This window comes from Ochrobactrum sp. AN78 (genome assembly GCF_029909885.1).
GTDB classification, from domain to species: domain Bacteria; phylum Pseudomonadota; class Alphaproteobacteria; order Rhizobiales; family Rhizobiaceae; genus Brucella; species Brucella quorumnocens.
The window spans coordinates 730,287-746,627 of sequence record NZ_JASAMU010000001.1 but is presented as its reverse complement, the minus strand read 5'-3'; the positions used below and the strand labels follow the sequence as shown (position 1 = coordinate 746,627).

Genomic DNA, 16,341 nt, shown 5'->3' with positions numbered 1-16,341 from the left:
CCTTGCCTCCAACGTTGACATTGACCAGCACCTCAAGAGGCGACACGTCGCATCTCTAACTGGCCCAACTGTCGCATTACTAAATAGCCCCTACATGTCGTAATCACATAAGATAGATTATGGAACAAGACGATCTAAGTTCGCACACAAGACCCAATAAACGTTAGCGACGCTGAGCTATGTAGAGATGTCCTGGAACTGGCGATCCTTGCTCACTTCGAACAGTGATATCCGTGCAACGAATACAGTCCATAGCGTGTTCTGAGAGCAGCGAACGTACATAGGACTGCGCATGTGCAAAACGTTGAAAATCGCCAACCATGAAATCACGGCCAGCGAAACGCTCATCTGACTGCGTTTCACTGGAGAACCCGAAATAGCCTCCAGTCCGCAGATGCTCCGCAACGCCCGAGAAAAAGCGGTCAAGCTCGCCCATATAAGGCAGCACGTCTGTTGCGACGATCAGGTCCCAAGCGTCTTCCTCTGTGGTCTCAAGAAAACGAACTGCTTCGCCGACAAAAAGCGCATCGTAATCGCCTTTTTCATAAGCCACTTCGATCATGTTTTCAGATATGTCGACGCCGGTCTTGTGATCGGCCATGTCGTCCAGCGCATCGGCAGAAAGCCCGGTACCGCAGCCAAGATCCAGCATGCGCTCGGCCTGAAACTCTTCATCCAGTTCCAGAAGCATTTCACGCAATTGCAGCGGCACGTCATAACCAAGCTGATCAACGAGAATTGTATCGAACATCTCGGCATGCTGATCAAACAGCGTTGCAACATAAGCGTCCGGTGCTTTCGGCGGCACAGTTCCTCGCCCCATGCTTGCGAGACGTACGGCAGCGCCACCGTGGTCTTCGGGATCAATTTCGAGAACTGCTTTATAGGCCTCAGCAGCAGCATCCAGATCGCCAGCCTTTTCCAGGGCAAGCGCATGGTTGTAAGCCTCAGCCAGCGCCTCTTGATCAAGAGTATCCGTGTTATGGGATTTGCCGTTCTGCTTGGACATCTGCGTTGCCTTTTGTTGAGCCGTCAGCGAACTGAAAAGGCCAGTAGAGAGCTATTATACGGGTTACGGCGCGTGTTCCATAGATGGAAAGGGCGAGGCGAACCACTCGCCTGCCCTCCTACCCTCATATGAAGATGACAGCAAGAACCAGTTCTATTCAGCCGCCGCAGTTGCCGTACTGGAAGCAGGCTTATGATCGGCAAGTTTGCGCGCAATCACTGCGCAAGCCATCAGCTGAATTTGGTGAAACAGCATGAGCGGCAGCACGACACTACCGACATTCGCGCCAGCAAAGATCGCACTGGCCATCGGCGCGCCGCTGGCGAGGCTTTTCTTCGAACCGCAAAACATAATGGTGATGCGGTCAGCGTGATTAAAGCCGAACCACTTGCTTCCATACCATGTGGCCAGCATGACGATCACCAGAAGCAGGATATTTACACCGATCATGACGCCAAGATCGCTCCAGGAAACGGTGTGCCACAGGCCTTCAACGATAGCCTCGCTGAATGCGAGATAGACAACCATCAGGATCGAACCACGGTCGACAAAGCCAAGCGATTTGCTGTGACGACGCATGAAATTGCCAATCCATGGCTGCAAGATTTGCCCCAGAACAAATGGTGCAAGCAATTGCAGCAAAATCGCTTCCAGCGCATCGACTGAAATCCCGCCGCCGCCTTTAACCGCAAACAGCAGCCCGACAAGCAACGGCGTCAGGAACATGCCGAAAATATTCGATGCAGATGCAGAAACGATGGCCGCAGAAACATTGCCGCCAGCCATAGAGGTAAAGGCAATTGAAGATTGTACGGTTGAAGGAAGAACGCAGAGATAAAGGATACCGAGATAAAACGGCGATTGCGCAAGCCCCGGAATAGTCCAGCCTGCGGTCAGTCCCAAAATTGGAAACAGGACGAATGTTGAGCAGACGACCGCCAGATGCAGTCGCCAGTGAGTGACGCCAGCCACAACTGCCTCACGCGACAAACGCGCGCCGTGCAGGAAGAACAGAAGTCCAACTGCGATCTTGGTTGCAATACCGAACCATTCAGCAAAATCACCCTGCACAGGAAGAAATGATGCAAGCAGAATGGTCGCAATCAACATGCAGGTGAACTTATCGGGCAGAAAACGCATTTCTCGTCAGTCCTTCAGCACTTCATACTTGAACGCTCCCCGAGAACACACACATGCCTCCGAGAACGTTCCGAGCTAGTTGTGATCCCTAGCGGTCTGATTCCCGATATTTGCATCCCTCGGATACTGGCGTCGGACAAATGTCGGAATCAAGATGACCACTAGCAAGTTTATGAATCTAGTGGATTTTTCGAATTTGACGTTTGAAACAGCATGTGTGTCAGTCGGTATTCAACCGTCAAATTCAATCCACTAGTTTGTAATAAGCCGATCAGAAATCGGCACAACACTAAAGGACGGAGTTAGCCGCCAATCGGATCACTTTTCCGGGAAAATGAGCTGCATAAGGGCCTTTCAACCCTCAATCCATCTCATATCCATTTGGATTTTTCGACTGCCAGTTCCAGATGTCCTTGCACATTTCCTGAAGATTTTTCTCGGCAGTCCAGCCAAGGAAATCACGGGCAAAAGCAGGGTCGGCATAACACTCGGCCACATCGCCCGGACGGCGTGGCGAAAGCTCATATTTAATTTCACGATTTGAAACGTGTTCGAAGGCTTTTACTACATCAAGAACGCTGTAGCCCTGCCCTGTCCCCAGATTGACAGAAAAGCACTTTGGTTCATCAAGTTTCTTGAGCGCCTTGAGATGTCCGGCAGCAAGATCAACGACATGGATATAGTCACGAACCCCCGTGCCATCCGGCGTATTATAATCATTACCCCAGATGTTGAGCTTTTCGCGGCGGCCGGTTGCCACTTGTGCGATGATCGGCATCAGGTTGTTTGGAATACCCTTGGGATCTTCGCCGATCAGGCCGCTTTCATGCGCGCCGACCGGATTGAAATAACGCAGGATCGCGATCTTCCAGCTGTTATCGCTGTTATAAAGATCGCGCAGCATATCTTCGATAATAAGCTTCGTGCGCCCATATGGATTGGTCGCGGAAAGCGGCTGATCTTCGGTAATCGGCAATTTTTCTGGATCGCCATAAACCGTCGCAGACGAGCTGAAGACAAGTGTCTTGACGCCTGTGGCTTCCATAGCCTGCAACAAACGCAGCGTGCCAAGCACATTACAATCATAATAATGCAACGGCTTTTCACTCGACTCACCCACTGCTTTCAAACCGGCAAAATGGATGACAGCCGTGCATTTATGACGCGTGATGATCTGTTCCAGCAAAGTACGGTCGCGAATATCGCCCGGTTCGCGAATAGGTGCGCGACCAGTGATTTTTTCCACGCGATGGAGAGCTTCCGGATTACTGTTATCGAAATTATCGACCACCACCACATCATGGCCGGCCTCGATCAGCTGTACACATGTATGAGAACCGATATATCCGGCGCCACCAGTTACAAGAATCGTCATGCTTTAAATACCTGCTTGTTGAACATACAGCCCCAATGTGCGATCCCGAGAGCGTTTGTTGGCTGACTATGCAAAAACCGTAGCGAACTGCAACCCAAACCCTCCGATTCTTGCAGACTGCCTCAAGAATGCGACATCAATTTTAATGGAGCGAAGATGGAACCCTCCCGCAATATCAACCGTCTTCTCGAAATCATGGTTGCCCTTCGTGACCCCGAAACGGGCTGTCCCTGGGACGTAGAACAGACCTCCAGATCAATCGCGCCTTATACACTCGAGGAAGTCTATGAGGTCCTCGATGCCATCGAGCGTGACGATGTTGATGATTTTCGTGAAGAGCTCGGCGATTTGTTGCTGCAGGTGGTTTTTCATTCACGCATGGCGGAAGAACAGGGCCAGTTTGCTTTTGGTGACGTCGTTGAGGCCATCACGCACAAAATGATCCGTCGCCATCCGCATGTGTTTGGCGACGCAGAAGCCCGAAGCGCTGGCATGGCCAAAGGCTCTTGGAACCGCATCAAGGCAGAAGAAAAGGCCGAGCGCGCAGAACGCCGCGCTAAGCTCGGCTTGGAAACTATTGATAAAACACGTTATCTTGATGATATCCCGAACGCCTTCCCGGCTCTCCTACGCGCGTTAAAGCTACAGCAAAAGGCAGCCAAAGTCGGTTTCGATTGGTCGGAAGCAGCACCTATACTGGACAAGATCGCGGAAGAAACAGCCGAGCTCAAAGAAGCAATGGCGGCGCAGGACAAAGCCAATATTGCGGAAGAATATGGCGATCTGCTTTTCGCAATGGTCAATCTCGGCCGGCATTTGGAAATTGATGCCGAAACAGCGCTCATTGCAGCGAACGACAAATTCAAGCGTCGCTTTGATTTCATCGAAAAGTCGTTGAAGGAATCAGGCAGCAGCCTTGAGGCAGCACGGCTCGATGACATGGAAGCAATCTGGGTCGAGGCAAAGAAAAACGGGCTGTAACCAGCCCCGATAATTCAAATTTTGTCTTCCCACTTTGGTCGAAACATCTGATAGACGCCCTCTGTGGTCGCATAATCCATATAGCCAAGTCGGGTCACCGGCTTAGCTTTTTTAATGTCGAACAGACCATCCGTAAGCACTCGGTCGTCAATATGCACACCAACGACCTCGCCAATCACCATGTAGTTGTCGGTCGGCCTGCCCTCTTTGTCCTGCAAGCGCTTAATCTCCACGGCGACGCACTCCAGCGCAGCGTAGGCTTCTTTCACATATGGCGCCGCGATGAGTTTGCTGTGCGCAATCGTCAGCCCAGCATATTCAAATTCGCTGGTCCCGCGCGGAGCGTTGATCGATGAAGCGTTCATCTTCTCTTTGAGATGATCGCTCACCAGATTGGCCGTGAACTCGCCCGTCTCTTCAATAAACGAAACGCTGTCTTTAAAGCCGCTTGATGAAAACATTATCATCGGCGGCGTATGGCATATTGCATTGAAGAATGAATATGGAGCGAGGTTGACCGCGCCATTTTTTGACCGCGTCCCGATCCAGCCAATCGGACGCGGTGCGACAATCGCTTTGAATGGATTGTGAGGAAGATTATGACCGACTGATGGCTCATAAAACATCTGTTTTTCCATTAGTTAAGGCTGAGCTATAAAGCGAAAGATCAGGATGACCACGGCCCGCTGTAATCAGAGACAATCTTGTCCATTTCAGCTCTCGGGCGCTCGGGCATCTTGTTTTGCGCCGTACCAATATGAACGAACCCAGCAACCCGCTCTTCAGGCGAGAGACCAAGAAACGCACGAGCAGGCGCATCGTCTGAATACCAGTTGGTGATCCAGTTGGTTGCGTAGCCAAGCGCGTTCGCAGCGGTACAAAGATTCATGGCCACGGCACCGGCCGAAAGAAACTGCTCCCATACCGGGATACGTTCATGGGCAACTGGTGACGAAACAATGCCAATGACCAACGGTGCGCGAGCAAAGCGCGCACGTTCCTGATCTTTGCGGCTATCATTCAAAGGCCCCTCCCGCTCATCTGCGCGCTTGGCCAGATATTCGCCAACCTTGTGACGAGCGTCACCACGATAAAGAATAAAGCGCCACGGTGTAAGACGTCCATGATCCGGTACGCGTGCTGCCACTTTCAACAATTCGTCTAGTTCAGTCCCCTGCGGTGCTGGTTCTGAAATGGCGGAAATAGGCGTAGAGCTGCGCTGGGCCAGAAAATCAAACACCGGATGCGTCACGGAAATCCCTCATCGCTAAAATCTGCATATATGACTCCACTTAGAGCATAATCCGACAGGAATGAAACAATGATCGATAAGATTATGCTTCAACCAGAAAACTTCGGAGCGCTAATCTAATAAAATCAGATCGAACGCACTCTCAACGGAGGCGGGTTCTTCTCGCGCGACATCATAAAGGTGTAAAGCCCAAAATCTGTGACGCAGCATATCTCTCGTGTATAAATTTGCCATGATAACGGTCGATTTGGCCTTGAATTCGCCACCCGCTTGGGTTCAAAACATCATCATGTCAGATATTCTGGGTCTGTTTCAAACAAGCAGTGCAAAATCATCGCGCAGCAAGTCATTTGTGGCGGCGCTGTCGGTTGTCCTGATTGCTTCTTCTGCATTCGCTCAAGGCCCTGGCGGGCCGGGTGGCCCTGGCGGTGGCATGGGTAGCGGAATGGGTGATGGCTTTGGCGGTGGTCGGCAAGGCGGTTCTGATGGCGGATTCAAACTACCGGGTTTCCAACTAGAACCACCTGCACCGGCCCCTGCTATACCGGCTCCCTCGGGTAGCAACGGAGCAGTACAGACAAACAGCACGATTGGTCTTCCGAACTTTCCGGAACCAAAGCTCAATTTGCCAACACTCAGCCCTTATGCAAACCCGACAAGCCCCGAGAATAATCCTCTGGTCAAAACGAGTGAGCTGGACCTGAAAGCACGTCTCAATGAGGATGGCCCGGATATTTCGACCGGCCTTGTATGGCGCGTCTTTGCACCAGAGGTTGGACCGGATGGACAGTTGGCTCTCATCGCCTCGTCAAAAGGCGGCAGTACAGTGTTCAATCTGCCAGAAGGCAGTTATCTGGTGCATGCCGCTTATGGCCGTGCGGGCGCGACAAAGCGCATTACACTCACCAATGCCAGTCGTCATGAAGTGATGACGCTCGATGCGGGTGGCATGAAGCTGAGTGCTGTCCTGCCGGATGAAGGTAAGATCAAAGGCGATCTCGTTCGCTTCTCCATTTATGCCGACGAAGATAACAACGACCGTTCTCTCATTGTCCCGGATGTGAAGCCGGAAACAATCATCCGATTGAATAGCGGCACTTATCACGTGGTTTCAAACTATGGCTCCGCAAATGCTGTTATCCGCGCAGATATTCGCGTTGAAGCAGGCAAGCTGACCGAAGCAACAGTGCAGCATCGCGCGGCGGAAGTTGTCTTGAAGCTGGTGCGTGAAAAAGGCGGCGAGGCTCTTGCCGACACGTCATGGTCAATCCTGAACGCTTCTGGCGATGTTGTACGTGAAAGCGCTGGTGCTTACTCGTCGATGGTTTTGATTGAAGGCGACTATGTTGCTGTCGCCAAGAACAAAGACCGAATCTATCAGCGCGATTTCAAAGTGACATCTGGCGCAAATGGCGAAGTAGAAGTGGTCGCAAACCGTGAATCCGAAGCACCTGATGACGGTTTCTCAGGGCAAGACTGATTGAACACGCATTTTCATAAAAAAGGCCCGCTTTCGCGGGCCTTTTTATTATTTCGCATCGTTCTTCAAACGTACCAGATCAGGTGGCGTTGCTTCTTCTGACAATTGAGCAATCGCTTCGTCCAGCGTCATCGACACCTGAGCCTGCGAACCAAGACGACGCATATTGACCGTTTTTTCTTCAGCTTCTCGCATACCGCAAACGAGAATGACAGGAACCTTCTGCAGCGAATGCTCGCGGACCTTGTAGTTGATCTTCTCGTTGCGCACGTCGGTGATGACCTGCAAGCCAGCAGCCTTGAGCTTGGCCGCAACCTCAGCTGCATAACCATCAGCTTCCGAGGTAATTGTCGCAACAACAACCTGAATCGGCGCAAACCAAAGCGGCATGTGTCCAGCAAAATTCTCGATCAGAATGCCCAGGAAACGCTCCATCGAACCGCAGATTGCACGATGGATCATAACCGGTTGGGTCTTTTCAGAATTGCTGTCGATGTAGAATGCACCGAAGCGTTCCGGCAGATTGAAGTCAACCTGCGTCGTTCCGCACTGCCACTCACGACCGATGGCATCCTTCAGCGTATATTCGAACTTCGGACCGTAGAACGCACCCTCGCCCGGCAGAATACCGGTCTTGATGTCATCCGACTGTTCCTTGATCTGTTCAAGAACCGTCATCATCACGCTTTCAGCGCGATCCCACAATTCGTCCGAACCGACGCGCTTTTCAGGCCGTGTGGACAGCTTGATCGTGATCCCTTTGAAGCCGAAGTCTTTGTAGACCGACAGAATGAGATCATTGATCCGCAAGCATTCTGAAGCCATCTGTTCTTCGGTGCAGAACACATGCGCGTCGTCCTGTGTGAAGCCGCGAACACGCATAAGACCATGCAGCGCGCCCGATGGTTCGTAGCGATGCACATTGCCAAACTCTGCAAGCTTTATAGGCAGATCGCGGTAAGACTTAAGACCATGCTTAAATATCTGAACGTGACCTGGACAATTCATTGGCTTGAGCGCAAACACGCGATCATCGTCGGTATCATCACCGGCAACAGTCACCTTGAACATGTTGTCGCGATACCAGCCCCAGTGACCGGACGTTTCCCAAAGGGACTTGTCCAGTACCTGTGGCGCATTCACTTCCTGATAGCCATGGCTGTCGAGACGACGACGCATATAGCTTACCAGCGTCTGGAACATACGCCAGCCTTTGGCATGCCAGAACACAACGCCCGGACCTTCTTCCTGGAAATGGAACAGGTCCATTTCGCGGCCAAGGCGGCGGTGATCACGCTTTTCAGCTTCTTCAAGCATATGGAGATAGGCTTGAAGATCATTGTCGTTGGCAAATGCCGTACCATAGATGCGTGTCAACATCGGGTTATTGGCATCGCCGCGCCAATATGCGCCTGCAACTTTCATCAGCTTGAATGAATTGCCAATCTGGCCAGTGGACGCCATATGCGGGCCACGGCAAAGATCGAACCATTCGCCCTGATTGTAGATCTTAAGATCCTGGCCTTCAGGGATCGCATCGACGAGCTCAACCTTGTAGCTCTCGCCTTTATCGGCAAAAACCTGCTTGGCCTTCTCGCGCGACCAAACCTGCTTGGTGAACGGCTTGTTGCGCTGAATGATTTCGCGCATCTTCTTTTCGATCACTGGCAGGTCATCAGGCGTGAACGGTTCATTACGCGCGAAGTCGTAATAAAAGCCATTCTCGATGACTGGGCCGATCGTTACCTGCGTTCCCGGGAAAAGCTCCTGCACGGCTTCAGCCAAAACGTGAGCCGTGTCATGACGGATCAGTTCCAGCGAGCGCGGGTCTTCACGGGTCAGAATTTCGATGGCACCGGAAGCACCAAGCGGATCAGAAAGATCACGCACGGTACCGTCTACGGCATAAGCCACAGCCTTCTTTGCAAGTGATTTGGAGATTGATTCTGCAAGTTCGGCACCGGTTGTGGCGGCATTATATTCGCGCACCGAGCCATCGGGAAATTGCATGGAAACATTCGACATCATATTCTTCCTTATCCAGTCCCGCCAACGATTGCGGGTGGTTTACGCACGAAGCAGCACTGCACCAATATAAGTACAGAACTGCCCTTTTGCTGCTCTACATTTCGATTAAAATGCTTATGCAACTTTGAATGAAGACTGGCTATTAATCTTTTTTCGCCAGTCCGTAAAGCAAAAGCGCCGTGGCAAACTGCATCACGGCACCGTTAAAACTCCAAAAACTAAATGAACTCAGTTACGGATGGCGAGGCAGGGAACGCCCTGCTGCTTGAGCTTCGCACAGGTCTTTTCAGCGGCATCCGAATCTTTGAAGCCTGTGAAACGAACACGATAAACCTTGCGACCACGCGGAGCCGTCGAAATTTCAGCCTTCGTACCCGGAACCAAACGGCTCACAACAGGCATGTACTTGGCCTGTAACTCGTCTGCACCTTTGCGCGATGGGGTCACGCCAACCTGAACGCGCCAGGCAGATATTGCAGATTTCACCAGAAAGCCACCATCGCCCTGCTCGATTTTGGAATCGTCGATCATGTCCGCTACAGCATCGACTTTCGGCTTTTGAGGCTTAAGCGGCGAGATAACCGGCAATGGTGTCTGAACTGCCGCAACAATTTCTTCGGTCGCCGTTCCAGTGCCTTCAGTGCCAAAGCGCGTTAGTAGCTTTGCCATCCGGTCATCACGTTCCCGCGACGAACCGGCACCAAGCACAACGCCCACAAGATGCTTGTCATTGATGATTGCAGAAGAAACAAGATTGTAGCCCGAAACATCGGTATAGCCGGTCTTGATCCCATCAACGCCCTGATAACGATACATCAGGTTGTTATGGCCGTTAAACGGACGGCCCTTGTAGGTGAACGAACGCTGGGAAAACAGCGCGTATTCCTGCGGGAAATCACGACGGAGCGACATGCCAAGTACGGCCATGTCGCGGGCGGTCGTCAGCTGTGTCATCTTTGCGGTCAAGCCCGATGGGTTGGCGAAATATGTGCTTTTCATGCCAAGGTTCCGGGCTCTCTGCGTCATGAGGCGACCAAAACCTGATTCCGAACCACCCAGATATTCGCCAACAACGGTTGCGGCATCATTTGCAGAAACAATGACCATACCGTTGACGGCATCACGGACGGAAATCGTCTCGCCAGCCTTCAGATACAGCTTCATTCTAACTTTTGCAGCTGCATTCTTGGAGATGGGCATTTCATCATCCCAATGCAGTTTTCCGGTCTTGAGCGCTTCAAATGTCAGGTAAAGCGTCATCATCTTGGCCAATGATGCGGGAGCGTGTTGCTCCGTTGCATCGTCTTGTCCCAGAACGATACCGGTATCGGCATCGAAAACCACCCACGATACATTCGCCATGGCGCTAGTGGAGCATAGAATGCTGGCACCAAGCGCAACACCGGCTACTAGCAGGGAGGTGCGGGACGACGATTTCGGCATAATGACTCGCAAGAAAAGAAAACTGGATGCAAATGAAGGTCAATTGCGGCGTCAAAAAGACGCCCGATCAACCTGATTTCCTTTTCCGCATAAAACCGATTTATTATTAACGAACTCTAATCAAGCATGATTAACTTAACAGTTTTTTGTCTGCCTGATGAAAATAATGCTGTCAGTTTTTCGGTGAGGAAACCCGCCAGTAACGCCACGGCAGATACCAACGGTAATGGCCAGGCAAATCTTTTGGCACTGGATCAAAGCCATGTGTGCCCATCGGACCGCAACGCATAATACGAAACAAGCCCATCCAGCTACCGCTCCACAAACCATAACGAGCGACAGATTCGTAGGTATATTCTGAACAGGTCGGCATATGGCGGCAGGAATTGCCGATGAATGAGGACAGCGTGAGCTGATAAAGCCTGATGAAGCTTGTTCCCAGCACCCTGCCCGGTGTTTTCCGCCATGGATCGGTAAAGTTGCGGGTCTGACGATTCTTCGTTGTCGCAGCGTTATTTAGGTGATCCTTTCCGCAACTGCACATATCAGGCGGCCTGCACCTTTTCTTCGATCTGGCGAATGCAGTCGACAACCGCATCGAAAGTCAGAAGCGTCGAAGCATGGCGCGCCCTGTATTCACGCACTGGCTCGAAATATTTCAGATCCTCAAAACGGCCTTCCGGTGCAGGGCCATTTTCTTTGAGCATCTTATACATCGCGTCACGTGCAGCTCTCAGCTCTTCTGATGAGCAGCCGATGACATTTCGTGCCATAACCGACGACGATGCCTGCCCCAATGCGCAAGCTTTCACCTCATGCGCGAAATCCGTGACAACACCGTCAACCATCTTCAAATAGACAGTAACGGTCGACCCGCACAATTTTGAGTGAACAGTTGCTACCGCATCTGGGGCAGCAATTCGCCCTATGCGCTCGATATTCCCCGCAAATTCAAGGATACGTTTGTTGTAAACTTCGTCGATCATTTAGACAAACCTTCCGCCTCACCGGATAAAAACGTAAATTTGTCGCCCGGTTAACGTTTGAAGTTGCATTTTCCTGTCTATATAATAGGCAAGTCGTGACTGCGCCATGGACAGATTATCACATGGTTATGAGCAGCCGCACGATTTTCCGTCCGGCAGCTTGGTGTTGCCGGATCAATACATCGCCCGCTCGCAAAGCGCATCGTTGTATTGTCCGTTTAACTCGTCTCCTCCTCGAAGGAGACTACTGGAGAATACTGATGGACGCTCGCATCCTTAAAATCGATGACGAATCCAATCTGCCCGCAGATTTGCCAAAGCCAACGCAGGCCGAAGCAGAAGCCGCTGTACGCACACTGCTTCGCTGGGCAGGAGATAATCCTGACCGTGAAGGATTGCTCGATACACCAAAGCGCGTTGCCAAATCCTACAGTGAGTTGTTCGGCGGCTATGCCGAAAGCCCTGAAGATGTTCTTGGCACCACCTTTGAAGAAGTCTCCGGCTATAATGACATGGTGCTGGTGAAGGATATTTCCTTCTTCTCGCATTGTGAGCATCATATGGTGCCTATCATCGGTAAAGCGCATGTCGCCTATTTGCCAGATGGCAAGGTGCTTGGTCTGTCGAAGATTGCGCGCGTTGTTGATATTTTTGCGCGCCGCCTGCAAACACAGGAAAGCATCACCGCACAGATCGCAGACAGCATTCAGCGCATTCTGAAACCGCGCGGTGTTGCGGTTATGATTGATGCAGAACATATGTGCATGGCGATGCGCGGTATCCGCAAACAGGGTTCAAGCACAATCACGACGACCTTTACTGGCACTTTTAAGGAAGAAGTGAACGAACAGGTTCGTTTCATGAGCCTTATTCGCAAGTAAGACATATATTCAGGCGCAACAATGAGCATTTTTCCTGCCCAGCCCTCTGACAAGAAGGCCATTGAAGAAGGCGCGGTTTTCATGCCGCGCTTCGATGCATCAGGTCTTATCACTGCTATCGTAACAGACGCGCGTGATGGTGAGTTGCTGATGGTCGCCCATATGAACGAGGAAGCGTTGCGCCTGACGCTCGAAACCGGCATTGCTCACTACTGGTCGCGATCACGCAACACGCTTTGGAAAAAGGGCGAAACCTCCGGCAATCTGCAAAGCGTTGTCGAACTGCGCACCGATTGCGATCAGGACGCGCTTTGGCTGAAGGTCAGCGTTGCTGGAGATGGCCCCACTTGCCACACGGGCCGTCGCTCGTGCTTTTATCGTCAGGTTCAGTCTGAAGATGGCAAGGTTAGCCTTTCCCTGAATGGCTCGTGCGAGCACGAACACTAATTTTCTCTCACGATCTATGAACTCGCTCAAATCGATGTGATGGCGCGATTTTCTCTCGCGCCTTCAATTTGCAGCATTTATTGTTTCGATACAGTGTTTTGATAAATGAAAGCATTTCCAGCAAAAGTGCGTAGTGGTTTTGCGTAGGACAATGCGACAGAACAAATACTGAGAGCGTTTCTCCTTATTCAATCAAAGGTGGAAATACTCTAACCGAAACAAGAGGTGCTCAGTCGATATGCTCGCATGGGGTCAAAGGCGCAAGGCAGCCAATACGCAACCCTTGAAGCCGGAAGAAGAAATCATCGATCTGCCGCAAGTCAGGCATGAACCGCGTCGCATTGCTCTCGCATTGGGCGGCGGTGCCGCGCGCGGCTGGGCTCATATCGGTGTTCTACGCGCACTCGATGAAGCAGGAATCGAAATTGAAATGATTGCCGGCACGTCAATCGGCGCGCTTGTCGGCGGCTGCTATTTGGCGGGCAAGCTTGATCAACTCGAAGAATTCGCGCGCAGCCTGACGCGGCGGCGCATGTTCAACCTTCTCGACATCACATTTCGCGGCAGTGGTTTGTTCGGCGGCATGAAGCTCGATGGACGAATGCGCGAGCACCTCGACGGCCTGCGCCTTGAAGATCTGGATCGTCCATTCGTTGCGGTTTGTACCGAATTGCGCACTGGCCATGAAATCTGGCTCTCTACTGGCCCACTTGTCGAAGCCATGCGTGCGTCCTACGCCCTGCCCGGTGTGTTCGAACCTGTGCGCTGGCAAGAGCGTGTGCTGGTCGATGGTGCGCTGGTCAATCCAGTCCCCGTCTCGGTGTGTCGTGCCTATGAACAGCGGCTCGTGCTTGCCGTAAATCTCCACTACGACCAGTTCGGCCGCGCGGCTGTTATCAAACATGCACAGTCACGGCAGGACACGCTCAGCGAAACGATCCATGGAGAGAAGGAAAGCCGACTCGGTATTACCGGCGTGATGATGGAGGCTTTCAACATTATCCAGGACCGCATTTCTCGTGCCCGCATGGCTGGCGATCCACCCGATGTTTCGCTGATGCCAACCGTCGGACAAATCGGCCTAGCCGACTTTCACCGCGCATCGGAAGCAATCGATATTGGCTACGCGGAAACCGTTAAACGACTGGAAGACATCAAAAGGCTTCAGGGCATAAGCGGTTGATGGAACGAAAAAGATTCGTCACGATCTATGCCAAATTCACATAGATCAGCGCTTAAACTCCCAAAATAGCCAAAATCTTGACACAAAAAAGCCAGGAAAATTAAAGTTTTAAGCGCCTGAAATTGCAGTATTTCGACTTTTACCCACTCTTTTATGAAAAAGATTGGCAGATGCACAAGAACAGGCTTGTACCTTTCGGATCGATTTGCTAGATGCCTCCTCGCTGACATTGTTCAGCTCTACCACGTGCGGTCGTGGCGGAATTGGTAGACGCGCAGCGTTGAGGTCGCTGTGGGGCAACCCGTGGAAGTTCGAGTCTTCTCGACCGCACCATTCTCTCTCCTAATTTATGATGCACTTATGACGAAACTCTGCAATCTGGTTTACATCCCAGAGAATGCGGGGTCTTTTGCGTTTTAAAATCATACATTTAAGCTTGTGATAAATTTATTTCATTCAATTGTGCTGAACTGAAAGAATGGTCTTGTGCAGTCGAAAGTGATTTGCTACATCGCCACTCGCTGACATTGTTCAGCTCTACCACGTGCGGTCGTGGCGGAATTGGTAGACGCGCAGCGTTGAGGTCGCTGTGGGGCAACCCGTGGAAGTTCGAGTCTTCTCGACCGCACCATTCTCTTCCCGAGAATACTCCTATTTGTAGCGCTGTGGTTATCAATAGCTTCTCCATTTGGAGATGTTATTGTTGCTGCTCAAATGCAGTATTGCCTCCATCAGACGCTAATCAACTTCGGGAAGACAATATGAAAATCAGCGCTCGCAATCGCCTTAAAGGCACAATCGTTGATGTCACCAAGGGTGCCACCACGGCTCATATCCGAATCGACATTGGAAATGGTGTCGTCGTTACCTCGTCCATCACCAACGAAGCCGTAGATGAACTTGACCTCAAGGTTGGCAAGACGGCCTATGCAGTCGTTAAAGCATCAGACGTGATGGTCGCCACCGACGACTGACCTACTAAAAACCCCGCTTAAAGCGGGGTTTTTGTTAAATATCATTGCTATGTTCACCAAGATTGGGGGATCGCTTATCCAATTTCAGTTCAGCGTCCGAGAATCGGATTGGCGTACGCAAACCCGGCACACCATCGGGATCGATTCTCATCTGGCGCGCGATGAATTGCGGATCGGCAAACACATCTTCAACCGTGTTGATCGGCCCAGCAGGCACGCCTGCTTTGGCAAGTGCTGCCAGAATATCGTCACGTAACCATTGCTTCGTGCGCTCTTCGAGCAAATCGGTGAGCGCATCGCGATTGGCAACGCGGGACGAGTTGGTAAGAAAGCGGGAATCACTCGCCAGTTCACCTATCCCCAAAAGAGACGTCAGCTTCGCAAACTGCCCGTCATTGCCGCAGGCAATGATGAAATAACCGTCTGAGACCGGCAGCGTCTGGTAAGGCGCGATGTTCGGATGCGCATTGCCCATACGTTTGGGCGAAACCCCAGATGCCATATAATTCATCGCCTGATTGGCAAGAACTGCCGACATGCAATCAAACAACGCCATATCAATGTGCTGCCCCTTGCCCGTGCGCTCACGCATGATGAGAGCCGACTGAATACCAATGACGCTATAAAGCCCTGTGAAGATATCTGCGAAGGCCACGCCGATCTTTTGCGGCTCACGATCGGGTTCGCCGGTCAGATCCATAATGCCACCCATGCCCTGGATCATGAAATCATAACCCGCACGTTCTGCATAAGGCCCGGTGTGGCCGAAACCCGTGATAGAGCAATAGATGAGGCGCGGATTGATCGCCTTCAGGCTTTCGTAGTCGAGGCCGTATTTATCAAGTCCACCGAGCTTAAAGTTCTCAATCACCACATCCGCATCGGCAACGAGCTTGCGTACAAGCTCCCTGCCCTCATCAGTGCGAAAATCGGCAATGATCGATTGCTTGCCACGATTGCAGGCGTGGAAATAGGCTGCCGACTTTTCACCTTCCACGTCGATAAATGGCGGGCCCCATTTGCGGGTATCATCACCCTCCGGGCTTTCAACCTTGATAACATCCGCGCCAAGGTCGGACAGCGTCTGCCCGACCCATGGGCCCGCCAGAATGCGGGCCAGTTCAATGACTTTCAGACCCGCAAGCGGTGTATTCTGCATTTC

Annotated in this window: 16 protein-coding genes and 2 tRNA genes; 8 read left to right on the top strand and 10 right to left on the bottom strand. The window is 51.7% G+C overall.

The window, feature by feature from the left end:
* Window positions 1–163: 163 nt before the first annotated feature.
* The 3 genes from QBD00_RS03595 to galE form a co-directional block, all read right to left on the bottom strand.
* A complete protein-coding gene (locus QBD00_RS03595) occupies window positions 164–1,009 on the bottom strand; it encodes a class I SAM-dependent methyltransferase (protein ID WP_318578648.1) in 846 nt (281 codons plus the stop codon).
* 153 nt (window positions 1,010–1,162) lie between these two features.
* Entirely contained in the window at window positions 1,163–2,149 is a 987-nt protein-coding gene (locus QBD00_RS03590; protein WP_095446675.1) for a bile acid:sodium symporter family protein, read from the bottom strand.
* A 361-nt stretch (window positions 2,150–2,510) separates the two neighbouring features.
* Complete coding sequence (gene galE / locus QBD00_RS03585; RefSeq protein WP_095446676.1) at window positions 2,511–3,524, bottom strand: UDP-glucose 4-epimerase GalE; 1,014 nt, start codon at window positions 3,522–3,524, stop codon at window positions 2,511–2,513.
* Between the two features lie 156 nt (window positions 3,525–3,680).
* Here galE and mazG point away from each other — a divergent pair, with 156 nt between their 5' ends.
* Window positions 3,681–4,505 (top strand): nucleoside triphosphate pyrophosphohydrolase, encoded by an 825-nt coding sequence (gene mazG / locus QBD00_RS03580; protein ID WP_095446677.1) that lies wholly within the window; start codon window positions 3,681–3,683, stop codon window positions 4,503–4,505.
* Window positions 4,506–4,519: 14 nt separating this feature from the next.
* On the opposite strand, the gene QBD00_RS03575 is transcribed toward mazG, so the two are convergent.
* Together QBD00_RS03575 and QBD00_RS03570 are read right to left on the bottom strand one after the other, a co-directional pair.
* Window positions 4,520–5,131 (bottom strand): flavin reductase family protein, encoded by a 612-nt coding sequence (locus QBD00_RS03575; RefSeq protein ID WP_318578647.1) that lies wholly within the window; start codon window positions 5,129–5,131, stop codon window positions 4,520–4,522.
* A 41-nt stretch (window positions 5,132–5,172) separates the two neighbouring features.
* A complete protein-coding gene (locus QBD00_RS03570) occupies window positions 5,173–5,757 on the bottom strand; it encodes a nitroreductase (RefSeq protein WP_318578646.1) in 585 nt (194 codons plus the stop codon).
* Window positions 5,758–6,298: 541 nt separating this feature from the next.
* Here QBD00_RS03570 and QBD00_RS03565 point away from each other — a divergent pair.
* Window positions 6,299–7,237, top strand: coding sequence for a hypothetical protein (locus QBD00_RS03565; RefSeq protein ID WP_412534979.1), 939 nt, complete (start codon window positions 6,299–6,301; stop codon window positions 7,235–7,237).
* 48 nt (window positions 7,238–7,285) lie between these two features.
* On the opposite strand, the gene thrS is transcribed toward QBD00_RS03565, so the two are convergent.
* From thrS to QBD00_RS03545, 4 genes are all read right to left on the bottom strand, one after another.
* Entirely contained in the window at window positions 7,286–9,265 is a 1,980-nt protein-coding gene (gene thrS, locus QBD00_RS03560) for a threonine--tRNA ligase (RefSeq protein ID WP_264231045.1), read from the bottom strand.
* Window positions 9,266–9,493: 228 nt separating this feature from the next.
* Complete coding sequence (locus QBD00_RS03555) at window positions 9,494–10,708, bottom strand: D-alanyl-D-alanine carboxypeptidase (RefSeq protein ID WP_095446681.1); 1,215 nt, start codon at window positions 10,706–10,708, stop codon at window positions 9,494–9,496.
* A gap of 172 nt (window positions 10,709–10,880) precedes the next feature.
* Window positions 10,881–11,252 carry a membrane protein insertion efficiency factor YidD gene (gene yidD, locus QBD00_RS03550; RefSeq protein WP_151093740.1) on the bottom strand — a complete coding sequence of 124 codons (372 nt, stop codon included), beginning with the start codon at window positions 11,250–11,252 and terminating at the stop codon, window positions 10,881–10,883.
* Between the two features lies 1 nt (window position 11,253).
* A complete protein-coding gene (locus QBD00_RS03545) occupies window positions 11,254–11,694 on the bottom strand; it encodes an iron-sulfur cluster assembly scaffold protein (protein ID WP_151093738.1) in 441 nt (146 codons plus the stop codon).
* A gap of 260 nt (window positions 11,695–11,954) precedes the next feature.
* Here QBD00_RS03545 and folE point away from each other — a divergent pair, with 260 nt between their 5' ends.
* The 6 genes from folE (at window position 11,955) to QBD00_RS03515 (ending at window position 15,179) form a co-directional block, all read left to right on the top strand.
* A complete protein-coding gene (gene folE / locus QBD00_RS03540) occupies window positions 11,955–12,575 on the top strand; it encodes a GTP cyclohydrolase I FolE (protein ID WP_095446684.1) in 621 nt (206 codons plus the stop codon).
* Between the two features lie 21 nt (window positions 12,576–12,596).
* Window positions 12,597–13,022 carry a phosphoribosyl-AMP cyclohydrolase gene (hisI, locus tag QBD00_RS03535; protein WP_318578645.1) on the top strand — a complete coding sequence of 142 codons (426 nt, stop codon included), beginning with the start codon at window positions 12,597–12,599 and terminating at the stop codon, window positions 13,020–13,022.
* A gap of 238 nt (window positions 13,023–13,260) precedes the next feature.
* The gene (locus QBD00_RS03530) at window positions 13,261–14,205 is read left to right on the top strand and encodes a patatin-like phospholipase family protein (protein ID WP_151093732.1); all 945 of its coding nucleotides are present in this window, start codon (window positions 13,261–13,263) and stop codon (window positions 14,203–14,205) included.
* Window positions 14,206–14,453: 248 nt separating this feature from the next.
* A tRNA-Leu gene (locus QBD00_RS03525) sits at window positions 14,454–14,538 on the top strand.
* A gap of 213 nt (window positions 14,539–14,751) precedes the next feature.
* A tRNA-Leu gene (locus tag QBD00_RS03520) sits at window positions 14,752–14,836 on the top strand.
* 130 nt (window positions 14,837–14,966) lie between these two features.
* Window positions 14,967–15,179, top strand: coding sequence for a TOBE domain-containing protein (locus tag QBD00_RS03515; protein WP_064320641.1), 213 nt, complete (start codon window positions 14,967–14,969; stop codon window positions 15,177–15,179).
* 34 nt (window positions 15,180–15,213) lie between these two features.
* Here QBD00_RS03515 and QBD00_RS03510 read toward each other — a convergent pair whose 3' ends face one another.
* A complete protein-coding gene (locus QBD00_RS03510; RefSeq protein WP_191793033.1) occupies window positions 15,214–16,338 on the bottom strand; it encodes a CaiB/BaiF CoA transferase family protein in 1,125 nt (374 codons plus the stop codon).
* Between the last annotated feature and the right edge of the window lie 3 nt (window positions 16,339–16,341).